The sequence below is a fragment of the Peribacillus muralis genome, from assembly GCF_001439925.1.
GTDB classification, from domain to species: Bacteria; Bacillota; Bacilli; order Bacillales; family DSM-1321; genus Peribacillus; species Peribacillus muralis.
In genome coordinates this window covers 141701-164699 of the sequence record NZ_LMBV01000006.1, presented here as the reverse complement: position 1 = coordinate 164699, position 22999 = coordinate 141701, and the positions used below count along the sequence as shown (strand labels likewise).

Below are 22999 nucleotides of genomic sequence, written 5' to 3'. Positions count from 1 at the left end.
TTGGTCAGTGAAAAGAAGAAATGAAATGCACGAAAGTGGAGACCTCCTATGGCAGCCCTTCTCACAGACCAAAGCCAGACATGAAACGCCTTCTTGAAGCAAGAAAAAGAAAAAAATGATTGGCTCTTAACATGTGGTAAGGAGTTTAGCTTGACATCAAATAAACAAGACGATACAATATAAACTTGTAAAGGGTTTTCACTTAACAGCAGGGAGGCTTGCTAAGGTGCTTGAAAAGACAACGCGAATTAACTATTTGTATGACTTTTATCAATCGTTGTTAACAGAGAAGCAGCAGAGCTATATGTCCCTCTACTATCTGGATGATTACTCTCTTGGGGAGATTGCCGATGAATACGAAGTGAGTAGACAGGCAGTCTATGATAATATAAAAAGAACAGAAGCGATGCTTGAGCAATATGAAGCAAAGCTATTGTTATTTCAAAAATTTCAAGAGCGTAACGAGTGGATTGCGAATATGAAGGTACTCATTGAAAAGGATTCCTTTTCAAAGGAGAAGCTGCTTGATGCAATCACAACGCTTGAGAAGTTGGATTAGGAGGCGGCAATATGGCATTTGAAGGATTGGCCGACCGACTGCAGAGCACGATGCAAAAGATTCGCGGAAAAGGGAAGGTCAACGAAGCAGACGTTAAAGAAATGATGCGTGAAGTTCGTTTGGCCCTACTTGAAGCGGACGTTAACTTTAAAGTCGTGAAGGAATTTGTAAAGCGTGTAAGTGAACGTTCGGTAGGTCAGGAAGTGCTGAAAAGCTTAACCCCCGGTCAACAGGTAATTAAAGTAGTTAAGGAAGAACTGACGGAGCTGATGGGCGGCGAACAAAGCAAGATTGCCGTTGCCTCGAAGCCACCGACCGTCATTATGATGGTCGGCCTTCAAGGGGCTGGTAAGACGACGACCACCGGAAAGCTTGCCAATCTTCTTAGAAAGAAATACAACCGCAAGCCATTGCTCGTTGCGGCTGATATTTACCGTCCGGCGGCGATTAAGCAGCTCGAAACACTTGGCAAACAATTGAGCATGCCTGTTTTTTCCCTTGGTGACCAAATCAGTCCTGTCGAAATAGCGAAACAGGCGATTGAAAAAGCGAAGGAAGAGCATCATGATTATGTTTTGATCGATACCGCAGGCCGTCTTCATGTTGATGAAAACTTGATGGGCGAACTGAAGGATATTAAAGAACTGACAAAACCTGATGAAATCTTCCTTGTGGTCGATGCGATGACGGGGCAGGATGCGGTCAATGTAGCCCAAAGCTTTAATGATCAGCTCGGCCTGTCTGGAGTCGTATTGACGAAGCTTGATGGGGATACACGAGGTGGTGCGGCACTTTCGATTCGTTCAGTTACGAACACGCCGATTAAATTCGTCGGTATGGGAGAAAAATTGGATGCGCTTGAAGCATTTCATCCAGAACGGATGGCGTCAAGGATCCTCGGTATGGGTGATGTATTGACCCTTATCGAAAAGGCACAGGCCAATGTCGATGAAGAAAAAGCGAAAGAATTAGAGAAAAAGATGCGTACAGCAACCTTTACCTTTGATGATTTCCTTGAACAGCTTGGTCAGGTGCGGAATATGGGACCGCTTGATGATATTCTGAAAATGATTCCTGGTGCGAACAAAATGAAAGGGATGGACAATCTTCAAATCGATGAGAAGCAGATCGGTCATGTTGAGGCCATCATCCGTTCCATGACGACACATGAAAAGGAACATCCAGAAACCATGAATGCATCCCGCAAAAAACGGATTGCCAAAGGCAGCGGCAGATCGATTCAAGAAGTGAACCGTTTATTGAAGCAATTCGAAGAAATGAAAAAAATGATGAAACAGGTCACGAACATGCAAAAAGGAAAGAAAAAGGGATTCAAATTCCCGTTCATGTAAGGTTACTTCAGGTCGAATTGAGGCGAAAATGCAAGCTGAAGCCATGTATTTCAACACTTTTTTCACCTGTTAAGAAAAAAACCTTTACAAACATACAAGACATTTGATATCATACTATCTTGTGTGAAACTATTCGGAGGTGCTTATTTAAAATGGCAGTAAAAATTCGCTTAAAACGTATGGGAGCTAAAAAATCTCCTTTCTATCGTATTGTAGTTGCAGATTCTCGTTCACCACGTGACGGACGTTACATTGAAGTGGTAGGAACTTATAACCCGGTTGCTCAACCAGCTAAAGTTGACATCAACGAAGAGCTTGCTCTTAAATGGTTACAAGATGGAGCTAAACCATCTGATACAGTTCGTAACTTATTCTCAACACAAGGCATCATGGAAAAATTCCATGTTGCAAAAAACAGCAAGTAATCGACGGTAGTTGATGAAAGCATTAATTGAAACGATTGTTTCGGCACTTGTGGATTTTCCCGAAGAAGTCAGCGTGACCTCCAAGGAAGAATCCGACCGGATTGTTTATAGCCTCTCCGTTCATAAAGAGGATATGGGCAAGATCATCGGTAAGCAAGGGCGTGTTGCTAAGGCGATTCGGACTGTAGTATATGCAGCAGGATCTTCACAGCAGAAGAAAATCTATTTGGAGATTTCCGAATAAGGAGGGCTAAAACCCCTCCTTTTTTTGCACTTCAAGAAAGTGAAATCCCGGACCCCATCTCATCTGAATACGGTCCGGAGTTTAAATTTTACGCCTTTTTAAGACGCATCTTTTATCGATTTACGTTATACTTAAGAGAATGACCCCCATTTTTCAAAAAGATTACCCCATCATACATATTTTTTGAAGGAATTAAGAAATCATAGATATTAGGAGGTGCTGGAATGAAAATTCTCCAAAATGTAATCGTTAACCAAGTATTAACGGAATCCAGCAAGAGTCAGCTCCTCGAGAAGTACAAATCAAAACGCCTTCAGCTTCAAAAAGAGAGTGAACAACTCCGATTTGAACTGAAAAAGCTTGAAAAAACAAGAAATCTCCAGCCTGCCAGTCTTCGTGCCCATTTCGAAAAGGAAATAAATCAGAGACAAGAAAAAATAAAACTGCTTGAATTTCAAATGGAGCAGCTGGAGATCCTTCCCGTCGGAAGCGAACTGAAGGAACGGGAAGTTCAAAGTATCATTGATGTGGAAATCGGGGCAGATTGGGACGAAATCATGGCAACGAAAACTATTGTCATAAAAGATGGAATCGTCTCGGAAATTCGTTAGAGGTGAAAGAATGGAAAACTGGTTTAATGTAGGTAAGATTGTCAACACCCACGGTTTATTAGGAGAAGTCCGAGTCATTTCATCAACAGACTTTCCGGAAAAACGCTACAAAGTGGGAAACACGCTATATTTATTCAGGGACACGGAAAAGAAGCCTTTTCCGCTTGTCATCAGGTCGCATCGCACCCATAAAAACTTTAATCTACTCACGTTCGAGAACTATTATAACGTTGGACAGGTCGAGGCTTTTAAAAACGGCGTCCTGAAAGTCAAGGAAGCGCAGCTTGGTAAATTGGACGAAGGTGAGTTCTACTTCCATGAAATCATCGGCTGTTCGGTAGTTACGGATGAAGGCATGGAAGTTGGGGAAATCATTGAGGTTCTGACGCCAGGTGCCAATGATGTTTGGGTCATTAAGAAAGCAGGGAGTAAGGATATTTTGATCCCATATATCGATCAAATTGTCAAAGAAGTCGATATCTCTGCTAAAAAGGTCATCATTACACCGATGGAAGGACTTTTAGATTGATGAAAATCGATGTACTTTCGCTTTTTCCAGAAATGTTCGAAGGGGTGTTCGGCTCGTCGATTCTAAAAAAGGCTGCAGAAAAGCAGGCTGTCAGCTATAAGGTCTCCAATTTCCGGGATTATGCAGATAATAAGCATTCGACGGTGGACGATTATCCTTATGGCGGCGGTGCCGGAATGGTATTGAAAGCACAACCGATTTTTGATGCTGTGGAAGCTCTCAAAGGGCAAGCAGTGCAAACCCCACGGGTAGTCCTGCTCTGTCCTCAGGGAGAGCGTTACACGCAGAAAAAAGCGGAAGAGTTTGCAAAAGAAGAGCACCTCATTTTCATTTGCGGGCATTATGAAGGGTACGATGAGCGCATCCGCGAGCATGTCGTAACCGATGAAATATCAATTGGCGATTTTGTGCTTACGGGCGGGGAATTGGGCGCAATGGTCGTTATTGACAGCGTCGTTCGCTTGCTGCCGGGTGTTCTCGGAAATGTCGACTCCCCGATTCTTGATTCTTATTCCTCTGGTTTATTGGAGCATCCCCATTATACTAGACCAGCAGATTTTCGGGGAATGAAAGTTCCCGATCCGCTCATATCCGGTAATCACAAAAAAATCGATGAATGGCGGATGAAGGAATCCCTGCGCAGAACGTGGATGCGTCGTCCTGATCTACTCGAGAGCTATGAACTATCGGAACTTGAGGAAAAATTATTGTCCGAGATTAAAAAAGAAGAATGATGCCTATTGCATCGATGTTTAGAGTATGATAGGATATACATTGTGACTTGGGCGAAATGCTCGGTCTTATAACGATGTTCCGCTGCAAACAATCCGTATTTGCAAGAGCGTCCAGGAGGAGTTGGAAACGATGCAAAATATTATTAATGAAATCACAAAAGAACAACTTCGCTCAGATCTTCCATCATTCAGACCTGGTGACACAGTACGTGTACACGTAAAGGTTATTGAAGGAACTCGCGAACGTATCCAGTTGTTTGAAGGCGTTGTAATCAAACGTCGTGGCGGCGGAGTTAGTGAAACTTTCACAGTGCGTAAGATTTCTTACGGCGTTGGAGTTGAACGTGCTTTCCCTGTTCACACACCAAAAATTGCGAAACTAGAAGTTATCCGTCACGGTAAAGTACGTCGTGCGAAACTTTATTACCTACGCGAACTTCGTGGTAAAAAAGCACGTATTAAAGAAATTCGTCGTTAATCCTTCGAATATCTTCATGCGGGTTTACCATGATCCACATAAGGTGAATAACCAAACAGTATTATGTAAAAAGGGAGCTTGTTCATCAGGCTCCCTTTTTGCACTTAAATGAAACGTATGAATGCTCCTAAAGTGAGGGGAATCCATATGGAATCCGGCTCGCTATCCCGTCCGCGACATGTTAAAATATTTGATATGCTTTCTAAAAGGGTGGGTAAGGATGGCGAAAAAGAAAAATGAATTATGGGAATGGACAAAGGCGGTCATAATCGCGATCATAGCCGCGACACTGATTCGTTATTTCCTTTTGGCTCCTATAGTCGTGGATGGCAATTCCATGATGCCGACATTGAAGGATACGGACCGCATGATCATAAACAAAATCTCCTATTCAATTGGTGAACCGAAAAGATTTGACATTATCGTGTTCCGTGCTCCAGAAGGCAAGGATTACATAAAACGTGTCATAGGATTGCCAGGCGATAAGGTGGAATATAAAGATGATACACTTTACGTGAATGGCAAAGCTTATGCTGAGCCATACTTGGATGAAAATAAAAAAAAGTTGATTGATGGCGGAGCTTTGACGGAGCCTTTTACATTAAGTGATGTCATAGGCCAAGGAACGGTTCCTAAAGACCATCTGTTCGTCTTGGGGGATAACCGCCGGTTGAGTAAGGATAGCCGCTATCATAGCGTGGGTGTCGTTCCTTACGATAAAGTGTTAGGAAAAACTAAATTAGTTTATTGGCCAATTGAAGACTTTCGATTGGCGGAATAGTAGGAAGGTGGATTCCATTGACAATACAGTGGTTCCCTGGCCACATGGCCAAAGCGAGACGGGAAGTAACGGAGAAATTAAAACTGATCGACATCATATTTGAACTTGTGGATGCACGGCTTCCGGCATCCTCACGAAATCCGATGATTGATGAAATCATCCAGCATAAACCGCGGGTCATCCTTTTGAATAAAGCGGACATGGCTGATCCGGCAAAAACGAATATGTGGCTGGATCATTATAAATCACAAGGGAAAACGGCGATTGCGATTAACTCGCAGGCAGGGAATGGGTTAAACCAGATCACCGCTGCCGCAAAAAAACTTTTAAAAGAAAAATATGACCGGATGGAGTCAAGAGGAATAAAGCCGCGGGCGATCCGTGCCATGATTGTCGGTATTCCGAATGTAGGGAAATCAACGTTAATCAATCGACTTGCTAAAAAGAACATTGCTAAAACAGGGAATACACCTGGGGTCACGAAAGCACAGCAATGGATAAAAGTCGGTAAGGAGATGGAGCTGCTGGACACGCCCGGCATCCTCTGGCCTAAATTCGAGGATCAGGAAGTGGGCTTGAAGCTTGCGTTGACAGGAGCGATCAAGGATACGATTCTAAACTTGCACGAAGTTTCCTTATACGGCCTCCGCTTCTTGGAAAAGGAATATCCGGACAGGATGAAATCACGCTACAATCTGGATGCAATTCCACAAGAAACGCTCGAACTGTTCGATGCTGTCGGCAAGTTCAGAGGCTGTTTAGCTTCTGGGGGCTTCATTGATTATGATAAAACCGCGGAGTTGATCGTCCGTGAAATCCGGTCGGAAAAGATGGGCCCGCTTACCTTTGAGGTGCCTATGGACTATGAAGAGGATAACATTACCGAATAACTTGATGTCGAGATGGATGGCTGAGTTTTGAAGACAGTCAGTGAAATTGGTCGATACGGAGCAGGAGTTGGATATCAAAATGTTTTTTTGATATCTCTTTTCCGCTCCGTATTTTTGTTTGAGCTGTAAGCGGGAAGCAAGACTTCCGATAATGAAGATGATGGGTGATTAATGATGAAAACTGCAATGAGTATAAAAGAAATATCTGCAAAGTTAAAGACGATCGATAGTCCTGAAGATTTATTTTTACAGGAATGCTTGGAAGACGGCCGAAAAGGAGTGGTCGATTTAGTAAGCAAATGGCAAAGGAAGTATGAAAAAGAGCAACAGGAAAAGAATGCATTCATGGAAATGACCGAGTTTGAACGGCAACTTCGAAAACAAGGGTTTTCCATTCTTGCTGGTATCGATGAAGTAGGGAGGGGCCCGCTGGCAGGACCAGTTGTGACGAGTGCTGTCATCTTGCCTGAATCCTTCTATTTGCCAGGGCTGAATGATTCCAAAAAGATTCCGGAGTCCAAACGGGAATCATTTTATGAAATGATTTATAAGGAAGCCTTGTCCATCGGGATCGGTGTCGTACATAGCGAGGTAATCGATGAAATCAATATATATCAAGCTACGAAAAAGGCAATGATTGCGGCTGTGAACGATTTGTCAGATTTTCCGGATCATTTGCTGATCGATGCGATGGAACTGGATGTCCCGATACCGCAGCTTTCACTCATAAAGGGGGATGCAAGAAGCATCTCCATCTCTGCCGCCTCCATTATAGCGAAAGTGACCCGTGATCGGATGATGAAGGATTATGGTCAGAAATATCCGGGATACGGCTTCGAACAGCACATGGGCTACGGGACAAGCCAACATTTGGTCGCGCTGGACAAGCAAGGGCTAACCCCTTGGCATCGAAGGAGTTTTGCCCCAGTAAAGGAAATCGCTGCACGAAGTAATGATTAAAGGAGGATGAGTGATGCAGTCGATAACAAGCGGTCAACCCGCATCTTCACCAATTGAAATGCAAGGAGCTGCTAGTTTGAAAACTGGGCAAATCCTTTTCGGAAAAGTGAATAAGATATTTCCTAACCGGATGGCCGAGGTGCAGATTGGCGATCAAAGGATGATTGCGACGCTCGATATCCCGCTTCGTACAGGGGAAAGGTACTGGCTTCAAGTGCAACAGCAAAATGAGGGGAAGCTTGTGTTAAGAGCTTTAGAGTCGCCGGATGTGAATTACTCCAATTTAAAGGGAGCGGCAGCACAATTGATCGCTCACCTTGGCGTGACTTCCGACCCGGACGCAGCTAAGCTTGCAGAATATTTTCTTGAAAACCGTCTTCCAATAACCAAGGAAACCATTCAGTCCGCTTTGCAATGGTTAAAAGCTGCTGATTCCCTTGAGACTGGTCTGCATATCCTAAAAACGATGTTTGCTCAGCAATTACCGATAGGTAAAGAGGTGTTTGATGCATTATTGGCACAGGTCAAGGGAGTGCCTTTCCACAAACTGTTGTCTTCCCTACAGCAGCAACTACAGGCTATAGGCTCGAAAACGGAAACGTCTGTCAAGTTATTGGCCGTATTGGATTCCTTGCATGTTACAAGCAAGAGCCGAATTCAACAAACAGGTTTGCAGCAACTTGTGAGCAGTTGGCTCGGTTCCCATTCAACTTCCGAATTGAAATCCGGTGCTTTCTCTCTGCTCCAAAAGACCGGTTTCATCCCAAAGGGAATGACGGAAGCATTTTTTTTGAACCACTTAATGGATGAAGCACATGCGAGGGAAGGTTTTCCGAACCATCCAGTGGTCGATAAATTGCACCAAGGCTTGCAATTGTTGTCGAGTGTAAAGAGTGGAGCGTTGGGAACGCTTGAAAAGGCCGAAAATGAATTTCAACGCTCAATTGTTCAAGGTGGGGCAAGAACTCCAGCTGATTTCCAGCAGGTACCGAAGAAAAACATTTCGTCGGTACCTATTTATCCGCCTTCTTTTCGTTTGCTTGAGAATGCTTTTGCTGAAGCGACAGCAGGAAGAAAAGCAGTAGGAGCCAATATGGCAGTGAAAGACCTCCTGGCTTATTTGAACGGAGATGAGAAGCAGCTAGTTGAAGCGAAGGGCAAAGCGGCTGAAATGATCCTGCAATCGCTTAAACAGCATCCTGAGGCCTTGACCTTTAGCAGTAATGAGAAATTGGTCCTGACGCATGTTTTGGAAGCGGAATATCAAGCCGTCAATTTCGCAAATGGAACAGCTGTTGCGCATCAGCTTAAAGAGGTGACCAAGTTGCTCGGCCTTCAGCTGGAGCATGCACTCATCAATCAATCTGCAGACGATATGGCGGAAAACCCGCAAGATTTAGAGACACTAAAGCCGCTGCTGCTAAAACTATTGAATGAACAACCTCCAGCAACGACCAAGGAGATGGCAGAACAGCTCTTGAATCGGATCACGGCACAGCAGATCCTTTCACAGGAAAATGGGCCGGTGCAGAATTTGCTTCTAACACTTCCGCTTAACCTGGGAGGTGCTCAAACAGATTTAACCTTACAATGGAGCGGAAGGAAAACGAAAGACGGCAGTATTGACCCTGATTACTGTCGGGTCCTGTTTTATTTGGAGTTAGAAGGAATAAAAGAGACGGTCATCGACATGCAGGTTCAAAACCGAGTGATAAAAGTGACGGTGATCAATGAGCATGTGGCGCATTTGAAAGGTGCAGCCAATCTATATTTGGACTTGCTGAGAGGGAACCTAGAAAAAATGGATTACAGATTGTCCGGAGTGTCATTTGTTAACCCGAAGCATGAATGCAACGGAGGCAAAGGTCTGATGCCTTTTTCAGAAGCCGGTTCATATAATGGAGTGGATATTAAAATATGAAAAACGATAAACGAAAAGAAGCGATTGCCTTAAAATATGATCAAAAGACATCGATTGCACCTGTCATATTGGCGAAAGGAAAAGGGAAAACGGCGGAAAATATTTTGGAAAAGGCGAAGAAACTGAATATTCCCGTTCAAAGCGATGAGTCACTCGCTGCGCTTTTAGGTCAATTGGATATAAATCAGGCGATTCCGGAGGAACTGTATGGTGCGGTAGCGGAGGTATTTGCCTTCATTTATAAAGCCGACAAGGATATGAAGCGGCAGGACATTTGATGGCCGATTGGATTTTTTTAGGTGATATTTGTTGGTTTATGTAGAATTATAGGGAAATTACCAAAAGAATTTTATTATACTGAAAACATAATAAATAATTAGCAAAAGGGGAAATATCAGAATTTTCCCCTTTTGCTTTTTTAATAGGATAAAAATGGAAAAGACTGTTTTTTTAGAAAAAACTATAATTTTAAAAAATACACTAGATTAAAATAATAAGGAAAAGGCTTTCATAATGCGGTTTTTTTGTAAAATGGCTTCGATAATTTCCTTTTACTAGAATAGAAATGAGATGTCGGAAAAAACTAATTTCATTACAAAATAAGAGATTGGCTTAATAATATCCTCCAATTTAATCCAGTTAATTTAAGTATATTATTATAATGATTTTCAAAAAAAACGAAAGAAAATTATGCACGAAGCAGAATTTTGTTGTACTATGTAAGAGAAAACACGCATTAATTCTCAAAGTTGTTTTTTAGTAGATAAGGAGGATGGGAAATGAATATCCATGAGTATCAGGGGAAAGAGATTTTGCGACAATACGGGGTATCCGTTCCAAATGGCCGGGTTGCCTTTACTGTTGATGAAGCAGTGGAAGCAGCGAAGGAGTTAGGTACGGAAGTTGTTGTCGTCAAAGCTCAAATTCATGCGGGCGGCCGCGGTAAAGCCGGTGGAGTTAAGGTAGCGAAAAACCTTGACGAAGCACGTACATATGCGCAAGAAATTCTAGGTAAAACGCTGGTGACCCATCAAACTGGTCCTGCAGGCAAGGAAGTTAAGCGTTTACTTATTGAAGAAGGCTGCGACATTTCCAAAGAATATTATATTGGTCTAGTCTTGGACCGTGCTACGAATAGCGTCGTTTTAATGGCTTCTGAAGAAGGCGGAACGGAAATAGAAGAAGTGGCAGAAAAGACACCAGAGAAAATTTTCAAAGAAGTAATCGATCCGGTTGTCGGACTGACTGGCTTCCAGGCGCGCAGGATTGCCTTCAATATCAATATCCCGACGAAACTTATAAACAAAGCTTCCAAGCTTATGGTGAACCTATATACAGCTTTCGTTGAAAAAGATTGTTCAATTGCTGAAATCAATCCGCTAGTCGTAACGGGTGATGGCAATGTAATGGCACTTGATGCTAAATTGAACTTCGATGATAATGCGATTTATCGCCATAAGGACATCGCGGAATTCCGTGATTTAGATGAAGAGGATGCGAAAGAAATCGAAGCATCGAAACATGGCCTTAGTTACATATCGCTTGATGGAAATATCGGATGCATGGTTAATGGTGCTGGGCTTGCTATGGCAACGATGGACATCATCAAGCATTATATGGGAGATCCGGCTAATTTCCTTGATGTTGGCGGCGGAGCCACAGAGGAAAAAGTGAAAGAAGCTTTCAAAATCATCCTGTCGGATCAAAATGTTAAGGGCATTTTCGTTAACATCTTCGGCGGAATCATGAAATGTGACATCATCGCGGCTGGAGTCGTAGCTGCTGCTAAAGAGCTTGGCTTAGATGTTCCTTTAGTAGTTCGTCTTGAAGGAACGAATGTCGATCTTGGTAAAAAGATCCTTAAAGAGTCAGGCTTGAATATCACGGCTGCTGAATCCATGGCAGATGGAGCACAAAAAATAGTATCACTTGTAGGATAATAGGCAGGGGGGAACATAATGAGCGTTTATATTAATAAAGATACGAAAGTGATCGTTCAAGGAATCACTGGTTCAACAGCATTATTTCATACAAAACAAATGTTGGAATATGGTACGAAAATCGTTGGCGGAGTCACTCCGGGTAAAGGTGGAACTGAAGCGGAAGGGGTACCTGTATTCAATACAGTTTCCGAAGCCGTCACTGAAACGGGAGCGAATGCATCGGTAATCTACGTTCCTGCACCATTTGCAGCAGATGCAATTCTGGAAGCGGTTGACGCAGAACTTGATCTTGTCATTTGTATTACGGAACATATTCCTGTTCTGGATATGGTCAAGGTTAAGCGATATATGGAAGGCAAAAAGACCCGCTTGATCGGGCCGAACTGCCCGGGTGTCATTACTCCTGAAGAATGCAAGATCGGTATCATGCCAGGCTACATCCATAAAAAAGGCCATGTTGGCGTCGTTTCCCGTTCTGGGACTTTGACGTACGAAGCCGTTCATCAATTATCGCAAGAAGGCATCGGACAATCCACTGCTGTCGGTATCGGTGGCGATCCCGTTAACGGAACGGACTTCATTGATGTACTGAAAGCATTCAATGATGATCCGGAAACACATGCAGTGATCATGATCGGTGAAATCGGTGGCACGGCTGAGGAAGAAGCAGCTCTATGGGTGAAAGAAAACATGACTAAGCCGGTTGTTGGCTTCATTGGAGGCCGTACGGCTCCAGCTGGCAAACGTATGGGACACGCTGGCGCCATCATCTCTGGAGGTAAAGGTACAGCTGACGAGAAAATCCGCGTTATGAACGAATGTGGAATTAAAGTTGCCGAGACTCCATCCGTAATGGGTGAAACATTGATTTCCGTCCTGAAAGAAAAAGGCATTTACGAGCCTTGTAAAACGCATTGATGTAAGCTGGGCCGACCTGTTTTTTTGGGTCGGCCTTTATTTCCCTTCATTTCCCCGGAATCACATTCAAGCTGACTTCCACACGAACAACCTCTTAAAAAAATAAACGACTAGGGGCGCTTCCATTGAATAGAAAAGAAAAATTAATTCACCTCCATCATTGCCGCGGTGCAGGATGGAAAACAATCCAAACAATCATGACCAATGATCCATCCCTTTCTTCCCTCTTCACAACCACACGCAATGAATGGGTAAAAATGCTCCCCATATCTTCGAATAAGCTTAACCTCTTTCTCAAAGATTTACATTCTCTCAATACGCAAGATAAGCTTAAGACCTATGAAGATAGACAAATACGTTGTATAACGATCCTTGATGAGGATTACCCTTTTTTACTGAAGCAGATATATGATCCCCCGTGGGTTCTTTATTATAAAGGCGATAAGAAGCTCTTAGGAAGAAGGAATACATTAGGTGTTGTCGGAACACGTAAGCCAACCTCATATGGACTGAAGGCCTTACAAACGGTTTTAATACCCCTCGTACAGAAAAGGTACGTCATCATCAGTGGTGTTGCGACGGGAATCGATTCAAGGGCGCATGAAATCACTTTACGTGCAGGCGGGGACACGATTGGAATCTTGGGAGGTGGTCTTATGCACATCTACCCAAAGTCCAATATCCCCCTTGCTGAGAAAATTATTGATAAAGGGATACTCATATCTGAGACTCCACCGGAAACGAGAGCGGAACCGTGGATGTTCCCACTTAGGAATCGGATCATCAGTGGATTATCACGAGGAGTGTTCATAGTGGAGGCAAAAGAAAAAAGCGGATCCCTCATTACGGCACAAGCTGCTTTGGAACAAGGACGGGAGGTATTTGCGCTTCCTGGTAATGTAACGAGTCCAGAATCATTCGGGACCAATCAATTGATTTCCGATGGCGCCAAACTTGTTTTAAGCTCTAAGCAGATCGAGGAAGAATTTCTTCACAATATAATATAGAAGATAGACGGAAAAACATCCAGGGATATCGTTATTTTAGGCTGAATGGGTTGAAATATTAGACAAAAGGGTTGAAAATATTGTAAAACTGTTATAAGTTTTGCAAATGGAATCTCTTAACAAAATGGTCTTGAATATGTAAGTCAGCATGCTTTGAAAAGTAAAGAGGTGTTGACAAATGATTTTTGAATGATTAATAATAGTGAAGATTTATATTACCTCTTTGAGGAGGATTTATTGGATGTCAGAATATTTAGTGATAGTGGAATCGCCTGCAAAGGCGAAAACGATAGAACGATACTTGGGAAAAAAATACAAAGTAAAGGCTTCCATGGGGCATGTGCGTGATTTGCCTAAAAGTCAAATGGGTGTCGATGTAGAACATGAATATGAACCTAAATATATAACGATCCGCGGCAAAGGCCCGGTTTTAAAAGAATTGAAAACCGCTGCAAAAAAAGCAAAAAAAATCTATCTCGCAGCTGACCCCGACAGAGAAGGTGAAGCCATTGCCTGGCATTTAGCCCACAGTCTCGATGTCGACATTAATTCCGATTGCCGCGTGGTATTCAATGAAATCACGAAAGAGGCGATCAAGGAATCATTTAAATCACCGAGACCGATCAACATGAAATTGGTTGATGCACAACAGGCAAGAAGGATCCTGGATCGCTTGGTCGGATACAATATTAGTCCGCTGTTGTGGAAAAAAGTAAAAAAAGGCTTAAGTGCGGGACGGGTCCAATCGGTTGCAGTCCGGATGATCATTGACCGGGAGAAGGAAATCAAGGATTTTAACCCTGAAGAGTATTGGACAATCAAGGCCGATTTCGTAAAAGGAAAAGAGCAGTTTGAAGGTTCCTTTTACAAAATCGGCGGAGAGCGGAAAGAATTAAACACGGAAGAGGATGTCAATAAAGTCCTCGCTTCTTTAGACGGAGGCGAATTCACGATTGGGGCTGTGGCGAAAAAGGAAAGAAAACGTAATCCGGCAGCACCTTTTACGACTTCTTCCCTGCAGCAAGAAGCAGCGCGTAAGTTGAATTTCCGAGCAAAGAAAACAATGATGCTTGCGCAGCAGCTTTATGAAGGAATCGAGCTTGGAAAGGAAGGGACAGTCGGGTTAATCACTTATATGAGAACGGACTCGACCCGGATTTCCGATATCGCTAAACAGGAAGCCCATACCTTCATCGAAAATACTTATGGCAAAGATTATGTTCAGGTTGAACAGCGCAAAGAGAAAAAACAGACCAATGCTCAAGACGCGCATGAAGCCGTAAGGCCAACTAGTACATTACGGGAACCAAATATCGTCAAGGAGTACTTGTCCAGAGATCAGTTCCGTCTTTATAAATTGATCTGGGAACGGTTCGTTTCCAGCCAAATGTCTTCTGCTGTCATGGATACAATGAGCATCGACCTTCATAATGGCGACGTCATCTTCAGGGCAAATGGTTCCAAAATTAAATTCCCAGGTTTCATGAAGGTATATGTTGAAGGTTCCGATGACTCAGTGGAGGAAAAGGAAAACGCCCTTCCAGATGTTCAAGAAGGCGATCGGCTCTTTTCGAAGGATGTCGAGCCGAAGCAGCATTTCACACAGCCGCCGCCCCGCTATACAGAAGCGCGTCTTGTCAAAACCTTAGAGGAGCTTGGTATAGGCCGGCCTTCCACATATGCACCTACCTTGGATACGATTCAAAAACGGGGCTATGTTACTTTGGACAATAAACGATTCATCCCGACGGAACTTGGTGAGATTGTCCTTGAATTGATACGTGAATTCTTCCCGGATATTCTTGATGCCGAGTTCACGGCCAAGATGGAGCAGGAATTCGATAGTGTCGAAGAGGGCAGCATCGAATGGATTAAGGTCATCGATGAATTTTATAAAGAATTTGCGGTTCATTTGGCTAAGGCTGAAGTCGAGATGGAGAAAATCGAGATCAAAGATGAGCCCGCTGGAGAAGATTGCACGGAATGCGGGCATGAGATGGTCTTTAAGATGGGGCGTTATGGCAAGTTCATGGCCTGCAGTAATTTCCCGGATTGCCGCAACACAAAACCGATCGTTAAAGAAATCGGTGTCAAATGCCCGAAATGTAAAGAAGGAAACATCATCGAAAGGAAAAGTAAAAAACGCCGCATTTTTTACGGTTGTGATACTTATCCTGGTTGTGACTTCATTTCTTGGGATAAACCATTGCCACGGAGCTGCCCGAAATGTGAAGGTACACTTGTTGAGAAAAAACTCAAAAAAGGTGTGCAGGTCCAGTGCATGGATTGTGATTTCAAAGAAACGCCTCAAGCATAAGGTCAATCGGAAGGACAGCCCCTTTTGCCTACACTTGAAGGAAAACTCAATATATAAACTGACTCGGCATCTGCCGAGTTTCTTTATGTTCCTGGAAGTATGTTATCATGGTAACGAACAGCTTTTCCTGCCAAGAAGAAAATGGATGGAACATCAAACTTTTTTATTTAGGTCATGTGATGTAAAATTCAGTGGACAAGTGTATCTTTTTAAAGATATAATTCCTCTTTGCGCCAAATTATCCGTATAGGAAAAAAGGTTTGCAAGAAGAATGCCTCATCCAAGGCATATGCTTTATGGTTACCGATGGCAGGAGTAGGTATTTCTAAGTATAAATACATAGATATCGTTAGAAATGAAACTTTTATGAATGTAACTTTAATGATAAATGATCCTGTCTTATCATATCTATACATGGAGGTTCGAAAAATGAAAGAAACAAAAGTAAGTGTAATCGGTGCTGGCCTTGCTGGAAGTGAAGCAGCTTGGCAGTTAGCAAAAAGAGGAATTAAAGTCGATCTATACGAAATGCGTCCGGTAAAACAAACGCCAGCACATCATACCGATAAATTCGCTGAACTTGTCTGTTCCAATTCCCTTCGAGCAAACACATTAACAAATGCAGTGGGAGTATTAAAAGAAGAAATGCGAATGCTTGATTCGGTCATCATGTCTGCAGCCGATGCATGTGCTGTACCTGCCGGGGGTGCACTGGCTGTCGATCGGCATGAATTTGCTAGTCTTGTTACGGAACGGGTGAAGAATCATCCGAATGTAACGGTCATTAATGAAGAGGTGACGGAAATCCCCGATGGTCCTACCATCATTGCAACCGGTCCGCTTACAAGTCAGTCACTATCTGACAGCTTAAAGCAAATCATGGATGAAGAATACTTATATTTCTATGATGCAGCCGCTCCAATTCTCGAAAAAGACAGCATCGACATGGATAAGGTTTATCTGAAATCGCGCTATGATAAGGGTGAAGCTGCTTATTTGAACTGTCCGATGACGGAGGAGGAATTCGATCGCTTTTATGAAGCTTTGATTGCTGCTGAAACAGTTCCACTAAAAGAATTTGAAAAAGAAATCTTTTTTGAGGGATGCATGCCGATAGAAGTGATGGCATCCCGCGGGAAGAAAACGATGTTATTCGGTCCGCTTAAGCCTGTAGGATTAGAAGATCCGAAAACGGGAAAACGTCCTTTCGCTGTCGTTCAATTGCGCCAAGATGATGCGGCGGGCACACTTTATAACATTGTTGGTTTTCAGACACATTTAAAATGGGGGCCGCAAAAAGACGTGTTAAGGCTCATTCCAGGATTGGAAAATGCGGAAATTGTTCGTTATGGAGTTATGCATCGCAACACCTTCATAAACTCACCTAACGTTCTGAAGTCCACGTACCAATTCAAGAATAGAGATGATTTATTCTTTGCTGGTCAGATGACAGGCGTCGAAGGGTATGTAGAATCGGCTGCATCGGGACTCGTTGCAGGTATCAATGCTGCAAGGATCGTCCAAGGATTGGAGCCTATCGTTTTCCCTGCTGAGACGACAATGGGCAGCATGGCAAGGTACATAACATCGACAAATGGAAAGAGTTTTCAGCCGATGAATGCCAACTTTGGACTGCTTCCAGACCTTGAAGTAAGGATCAAATCAAAAAAAGAACGGAACGAAACCCATGCTAAACGGGCTTTGGACACAATTCAGAACTTTGTGAAAAGTTTGTAAAATATTTGCTTGCTGTTTTAAAGTATGATACTATTTATTAGCCTTTGCGAGGTGTTTCCATGATTAATCAAAAAAAGGCATTATCATCCTTCATTGAATATTTACAAATTGAAAAAAACAGTTCACATTATACCATTGAAAACTACAAACGAGATATTCTCGAATACTTCCTGTTCCTCAATGAACAGGGGTTGAAGGATATCACATCTGTTGAATATTTTGATGTCCGGTTGTTTTTAACGAGTTTATATGAAAAAAAACTTTCTAAGCGCACTGTAGCAAGGAAAACTTCTTGCTTGCGAAGTTTTTATAAATTCTTATTACGTGAAGGCGATGTGAAGGATAATCCTTTTTCTCTTGTTTCTTTACCTAAAAAGGAGCAAAGACTTCCGCGATTTCTTTATGAGAAGGAAATGAAACAGTTGTTCTCTTCTGTCAAGAAAGATTCACCGATTGGAAAAAGGAACAATGCTTTACTGGAATTACTGTATGCCACTGGCATTCGGGTCAGTGAATGTTGTGAAATTAAACTGCAGGATATCGATTTTTCCCTTGGTACAGTGCTTGTGCATGGAAAGGGGAAAAAAGATCGCTACGTTCCGGTTGGTAAATATGCTCAAGAAGCGATAGAGTTATACATACGTACAGCCAGGATGGAGATGACTCCTTCCGACGCCAAAGCGCATGTTTATTTATTTGTTAATTTTCGTGGAGATCCTCTGACTCCTAGGGGAGTTCGCTATATATTGAATGAATTGATTAAAAAGTCTGCCGCGGAGGGAAGTCTTCATCCCCATATGCTAAGGCATTCCTTTGCTACCCATCTATTGAATAATGGGGCGGATATTCGTACCGTTCAGGAATTGCTTGGTCATTCCAAAATTTCATCAACGCAAGTGTATACGCATGTTACAAAAGACCAATTAAAAAAAGTCTATAATGCAACACATCCACGGGCTTAAATGTTGAAAGGGGACACTTTATGACAACGATATTTGCAGTGCATCATAAAGGTGAATGCGCCATGTCCGGTGATGGGCAGGTTACTTTAGGAAATTCAGTAGTGATGAAGCATACAGCAAGAAAAGTCAGGAAAATCTTCAATGGTAATGTCCTTGCAGGTTTCGCAGGTTCTGTTGCAGATGCATTCACCTTATTTGAGATGTTCGAGGCAAAGCTTGAAGAGTATAATGGCAATCTTCAACGTGCAGCCGTCGAAATGGCGAAGCAATGGAGAAGTGACAATGTATTGAGAAAGCTCGAAGCCATGCTTGTCGTCATGGATAAGGACCATTTGCTGCTCGTTTCTGGTACAGGGGAAGTCATTGAACCCGATGACGGGATTCTCGCCATCGGATCGGGAGGGAACTATGCACTTGCTGCCGGCAGGGCATTGATGCGCTTCTCCAGTGAGCATTTATCGGCAAAGGAAATCGCTCAATCGTCTTTACAAATTGCAGCGGAAATTTGTGTATTTACGAATACGAACATTATTGTGGAAGAGTTGTAAGGAGGAGCGCAAATGTCAAATAAAGCTAATTTAACACCGAGGCAAATCGTTGAAAAACTGGATCAGTATATCGTAGGGCAGCGTGATGCAAAACGGGCAGTGGCAGTGGCTCTTCGGAATCGCTACCGACGTTCCCTTCTCTCGGACCAACTTCGTGATGAAGTCGTGCCGAAAAACATATTAATGATTGGACCGACAGGTGTCGGGAAAACAGAAATAGCTCGGAGAATGGCTAAATTGGTAGGTGCTCCTTTTGTAAAGGTTGAAGCAACGAAATTTACGGAAGTCGGTTATGTCGGCCGGGATGTAGAATCCATGGTCCGGGATTTGGTGGAAACTTCCGTCCGCCTCGTGAAGGAAGAAAAGATGGCCAGCGTAAAAGAACGTGCAGAGGAAAATGCCAACCGCCGTTTAATAGAGCTATTGGTGCCATCTACGAAAAAACAGAGTAATTTCAAAAATCCTCTTGAAGTCTTTTTTGGAGGCAATAACAATCAAGATGAACAAGAGTCAGAAGAAAATTCCGAAGATTTAAGTTTGCAGGAAAAAAGAAAAATCGTCGCTGCCAAGCTTGCTAACGGAGAGCTGGAAAGTGAAATGATCACGGTTGAAGTGGAAGAACAAGCTGCTTCGATGTTTGATATGCTCCAAGGTTCGGGAATGGAACAAATGGGGATGAATATGCAGGACGCGTTAGGAAGCTTGATGCCGAAGAAAAGCAAAAAGCGCAAATTGAAGGTAAGTGAAGCAAGGATCGTTTTGACGAATGAAGAAGCGGGGAAATTGATTGATATGGATGATGTCACCTCAGAAGCCGTTTATGGTGCTGAGCAAAATGGAATCATTTTTATCGATGAAATTGACAAAATCGCCAGCAAGCAGTCTGGAAGCTCTTCAGCGGATGTATCAAGAGAAGGTGTCCAAAGGGATATATTACCTATAGTAGAAGGTTCGACGGTCGTGACTAAGTATGGTTCAGTCAAGACGGATCATGTCTTGTTCATTGCGGCAGGTGCCTTCCATATAGCAAAGCCATCCGATCTTATCCCTGAATTACAAGGCAGATTTCCAATCCGTGTCGAATTGAACAAACTGACTGTTGAGGACTTTGTGCGGATTCTTCATGAACCTGATAATGCTTTATTAAAACAATATGTAGCTTTGTTAGAAACTGAAGGTATAGAAATTGAATTTTCTGACGATGCTGTTCGTAAGATAGCTGAAGTGGCCTTCGAGGTAAATCAAAACACAGACAATATTGGTGCAAGACGACTTCATACCATCTTAGAACGGTTGCTTGAAGACTTGTCGTTTGAAGCTCCCGAAATTACGATGGAGAAGATCACGATTACACCTCAATATGTCGAAGGAAAGCTCGGTTCCATCGCAAGAAACAAAGATTTAAGCCAGTTTATCCTTTAAACAATCGGCAAATGAGCAGCCGATGCAATGAACAGACAATTTACGGTAAAACAACTTTATAGTTATGTGAACCATGGTAATAATAGGAGGAACAAATCAAATGAACTTATTAGCAAAAACAAGAAAAATCAATGCAATGCTCCAAAAAGCAGCAGGTAAAGCCGTTAACTTCAAAGAAATGGCAGAAAGCCTAAGTGAAGTAATCGAAGCAAATGTATTCGTCGTCAGTCGCCGCGGGAAATTACTAGGAATAGCTGTAAGTCAGCAAATTGAAAATGAACGCATGTACAAGATGTTGGAAGATAAACAATTCCCTGAAGTTTACACGAACAATTTGTTTAATATTCCTGAAACATCTTCCAATCTTGATATCGAGAGCGAATACACTGCTTTCCCAGTGGAAAACAAAGAGCTTTTCAAAACGGGATTAACAACGATCGTACCGATAATGGGTGGAGGAGAACGCTTAGGAACTTTGGTTCTTGCCCGTTTACAGGAAAAATTCCACGATGACGATTTGATTTTGGCCGAGTATGGTGCGACTGTAGTCGGTATGGAAATCCTTCGTGAGAAATCAGAAGAGATTGAAGAGGAAGCCCGCAGTAAGGCTGTCGTTCAAATGGCCATTTCCTCGTTATCTTATAGTGAATTGGAAGCTATCGAGCACATTTTTGAGGAGCTTAAAGGAAATGAAGGTTTACTTGTTGCATCTAAAATTGCCGATCGCGTAGGCATCACCCGTTCCGTAATCGTGAATGCACTAAGGAAACTGGAAAGTGCAGGAGTTATAGAATCACGTTCCCTTGGAATGAAGGGTACTTATATTAAAGTATTGAACGATAAGTTCCTTCTGGAATTGGAAAAACTTAAAAATAATTAATGATTAAAAAGGCAGTCCTTGCAAAAGGACTGCCTTTTTTGTTTGGGAAATTTCAATTTGCTAAATTTGTCGAATGGTCGTCCGTCGGTGAAAGATGGGTTTTTTTTTAAAAAAGAATAAATGAATTTTACAGAATTTTTAATAAAATCCTTGCTATGAAGAGGTTGAATGAATGAAATGGAAAAAAATACTATAAAATAAATTTAAAAATTGGTTCTAAAGTATCAGGTATATGGATATGTTTTTCGTTATGATAAATAAGCTAATAGAAGTAAATTATGGTTAAATTGTAGATTACATTAATAAAATGTAATATTACGTAATATTAAACCATGAAAATATCTATGAGATTCGTCAAATTAAAGCAATATATGACATTTTCCGACTGTGATAGGACTAAAGTCTGTATTTTGGTTTTGAACATGTTAATAGCGTTTCCTTAACACCGTTATTGCATGGGGTTAATTTATTGAAAAAGTTACTAATTGTTATAAATGGAAAGAGGTAAATAATATGGAATTGTTTTCAAGCACTTTTCGATCACTTGAAAATGCTCTCGATTATTCTAACACAAAACAAAAAGTCATTTCACAGAACATAGCCAATTCGGATACGCCTAACTATAAAGCTAAAGAGGTCGATCAAACACGATCCTTCAAAGCTGAGCTCGATACTTCACTAGAGTCATATCGAACGGATGCAAGGCATTTTGCCTTCACCTCTGAAGGGAATCAGGCATCAGCTATCGTGGCGAAGAAAAATGTTCAATACAACAATAACGGCAATAGCGTTGACGTTGATAAGGAAATGACAGATCTTGCCGCTAATCAAATTTACTACAATGCAGTTTCGGACAGGCTATCCGGTAAATTCCGGTCATTGGAGAACGTAATTAAGGGAGGTAAATGATGGGGATTTTCCAAAGTATAAATATGACCGGATCCAGCCTGACCAGTCAGCGGTTAAGGATGGATGTAATCTCTGCAAATATGGCTAATGCCGAAACGACTAGAGGAGAATATGATACGGAAACGAAATCATGGAAGCCATATACAAGAAAATCAGTTGTGCTGCAAAGCAAGGAAGTTGGGTTTTCAAGTTTTCTTAATGCAGCATCCCAAGAAACGAGCGGTGTTGGAAATGGTGTTAAGGTGACGGAAATCGTAAAAGACAAAACCCCCTTTAAACTTGATTATAATCCCGATCACCCAGATGCCAATGAAGCTGGGTATGTCGAAATGCCAAATGTCGACCCACTAAGGGAAATGGTCGATTTAATGAGTGTTACGCGTTCATACGAAGCAAATGTGACCGTATTGAATGCCTCAAAGGGAATGATGATGAAAGCATTGGAAATAGGCAAATAAAAAAATGAATGGAGAGTGTTAATGTGGAGGGGATTTCGCTTTCGCCTGTCGGTAATGCCGGGAATATACTGAAAAAAGAACAGAGCAAGATTAATACACCATACGAAGCACAGCAAAATTTTGCGTCCGTTTTAAAAGAGTCAATGAATAAAATAAATGAAACGCAGGTGGCATCAGATAAGCTGACGACCAATCTGGTGAATGGAGATGATGTTGAGCTTCATTCGGTGATGATAGCTTCACAAAAAGCCAGCATTACGATGCAGGCGACATTAGAGGTTAGGAATAAGGTTGTAGAAGCCTACCAGGAAATGATGAGAATGAGTATCTAGCATTCATTTTTTAAAACCTCATTTATATAGAGAAAAAATGATTAGGGGGATAGCTACCCCCCTCATAAATTCATAGACTGAC

General features: G+C 42.3%; 25 protein-coding genes. All 25 read left to right on the top strand.

Going from position 1 to position 22999, the window contains the following annotated elements; genetic code table 11:
* Positions 1 to 226 precede the first annotated feature (226 nt).
* The 25 genes from ASU00_RS10625 to fliE all read left to right on the top strand — a co-directional run bounded on the left by ASU00_RS10625 (position 227) and on the right by fliE (position 22917).
* The gene (locus tag ASU00_RS10625; protein ID WP_057913439.1) at positions 227 to 559 is read left to right on the top strand and encodes a putative DNA-binding protein; all 333 of its coding nucleotides are present in this window, start codon (positions 227 to 229) and stop codon (positions 557 to 559) included.
* A gap of 11 nt (positions 560 to 570) precedes the next feature.
* Entirely contained in the window at positions 571 to 1911 is a 1341-nt protein-coding gene (gene ffh, locus ASU00_RS10620) for a signal recognition particle protein (protein ID WP_057913438.1), read from the top strand.
* 152 nt (positions 1912 to 2063) lie between these two features.
* Positions 2064 to 2336: a 30S ribosomal protein S16 gene (rpsP, locus tag ASU00_RS10615; RefSeq protein WP_057913437.1), complete on the top strand. Its 273-nt coding sequence runs from the start codon at positions 2064 to 2066 to the stop codon at positions 2334 to 2336.
* A gap of 13 nt (positions 2337 to 2349) precedes the next feature.
* A complete protein-coding gene (locus tag ASU00_RS10610) occupies positions 2350 to 2580 on the top strand; it encodes a KH domain-containing protein (protein WP_057913436.1) in 231 nt (76 codons plus the stop codon).
* A 224-nt stretch (positions 2581 to 2804) separates the two neighbouring features.
* Positions 2805 to 3191, top strand: coding sequence for a YlqD family protein (locus ASU00_RS10605; RefSeq protein WP_057913435.1), 387 nt, complete (start codon positions 2805 to 2807; stop codon positions 3189 to 3191).
* Between the two features lie 10 nt (positions 3192 to 3201).
* Positions 3202 to 3720: a ribosome maturation factor RimM gene (rimM, locus tag ASU00_RS10600; RefSeq protein ID WP_057913434.1), complete on the top strand. Its 519-nt coding sequence runs from the start codon at positions 3202 to 3204 to the stop codon at positions 3718 to 3720.
* The gene (trmD, locus tag ASU00_RS10595; RefSeq protein WP_057913512.1) at positions 3720 to 4454 is read left to right on the top strand and encodes a tRNA (guanosine(37)-N1)-methyltransferase TrmD; all 735 of its coding nucleotides are present in this window, start codon (positions 3720 to 3722) and stop codon (positions 4452 to 4454) included. Before rimM ends, trmD begins: the two co-directional genes overlap by 1 nt.
* 130 nt (positions 4455 to 4584) lie before the next feature.
* On the top strand, positions 4585 to 4932 hold the full coding sequence (rplS, locus tag ASU00_RS10590; RefSeq protein ID WP_057913433.1) for a 50S ribosomal protein L19: 348 nt from the start codon (positions 4585 to 4587) through the stop codon (positions 4930 to 4932).
* A gap of 220 nt (positions 4933 to 5152) precedes the next feature.
* Positions 5153 to 5713 carry a signal peptidase I gene (gene lepB, locus ASU00_RS10585; protein WP_057913432.1) on the top strand — a complete coding sequence of 187 codons (561 nt, stop codon included), beginning with the start codon at positions 5153 to 5155 and terminating at the stop codon, positions 5711 to 5713.
* A gap of 17 nt (positions 5714 to 5730) precedes the next feature.
* A complete protein-coding gene (gene ylqF / locus ASU00_RS10580) occupies positions 5731 to 6603 on the top strand; it encodes a ribosome biogenesis GTPase YlqF (protein ID WP_057913431.1) in 873 nt (290 codons plus the stop codon).
* Positions 6604 to 6777: 174 nt separating this feature from the next.
* Positions 6778 to 7563 (top strand): ribonuclease HII, encoded by a 786-nt coding sequence (locus ASU00_RS10575; RefSeq protein WP_057913430.1) that lies wholly within the window; start codon positions 6778 to 6780, stop codon positions 7561 to 7563.
* Positions 7564 to 7576: 13 nt separating this feature from the next.
* Positions 7577 to 9484, top strand: a complete 1908-nt coding sequence (locus tag ASU00_RS10570; protein ID WP_057913429.1) for a hypothetical protein — start codon at positions 7577 to 7579, stop codon at positions 9482 to 9484.
* Positions 9481 to 9762: an EscU/YscU/HrcU family type III secretion system export apparatus switch protein gene (locus ASU00_RS10565; RefSeq protein ID WP_057913428.1), complete on the top strand. Its 282-nt coding sequence runs from the start codon at positions 9481 to 9483 to the stop codon at positions 9760 to 9762. The genes ASU00_RS10570 and ASU00_RS10565 overlap by 4 nt, the downstream gene beginning before the upstream one ends.
* Before the next feature lie 501 nt (positions 9763 to 10263).
* Entirely contained in the window at positions 10264 to 11424 is a 1161-nt protein-coding gene (sucC, locus tag ASU00_RS10560) for an ADP-forming succinate--CoA ligase subunit beta (RefSeq protein ID WP_057913427.1), read from the top strand.
* An 18-nt stretch (positions 11425 to 11442) separates the two neighbouring features.
* On the top strand, positions 11443 to 12345 hold the full coding sequence (sucD, locus tag ASU00_RS10555) for a succinate--CoA ligase subunit alpha (protein ID WP_057913426.1): 903 nt from the start codon (positions 11443 to 11445) through the stop codon (positions 12343 to 12345).
* A gap of 125 nt (positions 12346 to 12470) precedes the next feature.
* Positions 12471 to 13352, top strand: a complete 882-nt coding sequence (dprA, locus tag ASU00_RS10550; RefSeq protein WP_057913425.1) for a DNA-processing protein DprA — start codon at positions 12471 to 12473, stop codon at positions 13350 to 13352.
* A gap of 241 nt (positions 13353 to 13593) precedes the next feature.
* Entirely contained in the window at positions 13594 to 15669 is a 2076-nt protein-coding gene (topA, locus tag ASU00_RS10545; RefSeq protein ID WP_057913424.1) for a type I DNA topoisomerase, read from the top strand.
* 429 nt (positions 15670 to 16098) lie between these two features.
* Positions 16099 to 17406, top strand: coding sequence for an FADH(2)-oxidizing methylenetetrahydrofolate--tRNA-(uracil(54)-C(5))-methyltransferase TrmFO (gene trmFO, locus ASU00_RS10540; protein ID WP_057913423.1), 1308 nt, complete (start codon positions 16099 to 16101; stop codon positions 17404 to 17406).
* Between the two features lie 59 nt (positions 17407 to 17465).
* Complete coding sequence (xerC, locus tag ASU00_RS10535; protein WP_057913422.1) at positions 17466 to 18368, top strand: tyrosine recombinase XerC; 903 nt, start codon at positions 17466 to 17468, stop codon at positions 18366 to 18368.
* 20 nt (positions 18369 to 18388) lie between these two features.
* Positions 18389 to 18916, top strand: coding sequence for an HslVU peptidase proteolytic subunit (gene hslV / locus ASU00_RS10530; protein ID WP_057913421.1), 528 nt, complete (start codon positions 18389 to 18391; stop codon positions 18914 to 18916).
* A 12-nt stretch (positions 18917 to 18928) separates the two neighbouring features.
* Positions 18929 to 20338: an HslU--HslV peptidase ATPase subunit gene (hslU, locus tag ASU00_RS10525; RefSeq protein WP_057913420.1), complete on the top strand. Its 1410-nt coding sequence runs from the start codon at positions 18929 to 18931 to the stop codon at positions 20336 to 20338.
* 100 nt (positions 20339 to 20438) lie between these two features.
* On the top strand, positions 20439 to 21218 hold the full coding sequence (gene codY, locus ASU00_RS10520; RefSeq protein ID WP_057913419.1) for a GTP-sensing pleiotropic transcriptional regulator CodY: 780 nt from the start codon (positions 20439 to 20441) through the stop codon (positions 21216 to 21218).
* Positions 21219 to 21731: 513 nt separating this feature from the next.
* Entirely contained in the window at positions 21732 to 22127 is a 396-nt protein-coding gene (gene flgB / locus ASU00_RS10515) for a flagellar basal body rod protein FlgB (RefSeq protein ID WP_057913418.1), read from the top strand.
* Complete coding sequence (gene flgC / locus ASU00_RS10510; RefSeq protein WP_057913417.1) at positions 22127 to 22585, top strand: flagellar basal body rod protein FlgC; 459 nt, start codon at positions 22127 to 22129, stop codon at positions 22583 to 22585. Before flgB ends, flgC begins: the two co-directional genes overlap by 1 nt.
* Positions 22586 to 22608: 23 nt before the next feature.
* On the top strand, positions 22609 to 22917 hold the full coding sequence (gene fliE / locus ASU00_RS10505; RefSeq protein WP_236712700.1) for a flagellar hook-basal body complex protein FliE: 309 nt from the start codon (positions 22609 to 22611) through the stop codon (positions 22915 to 22917).
* Positions 22918 to 22999: the final 82 nt, after the last annotated feature.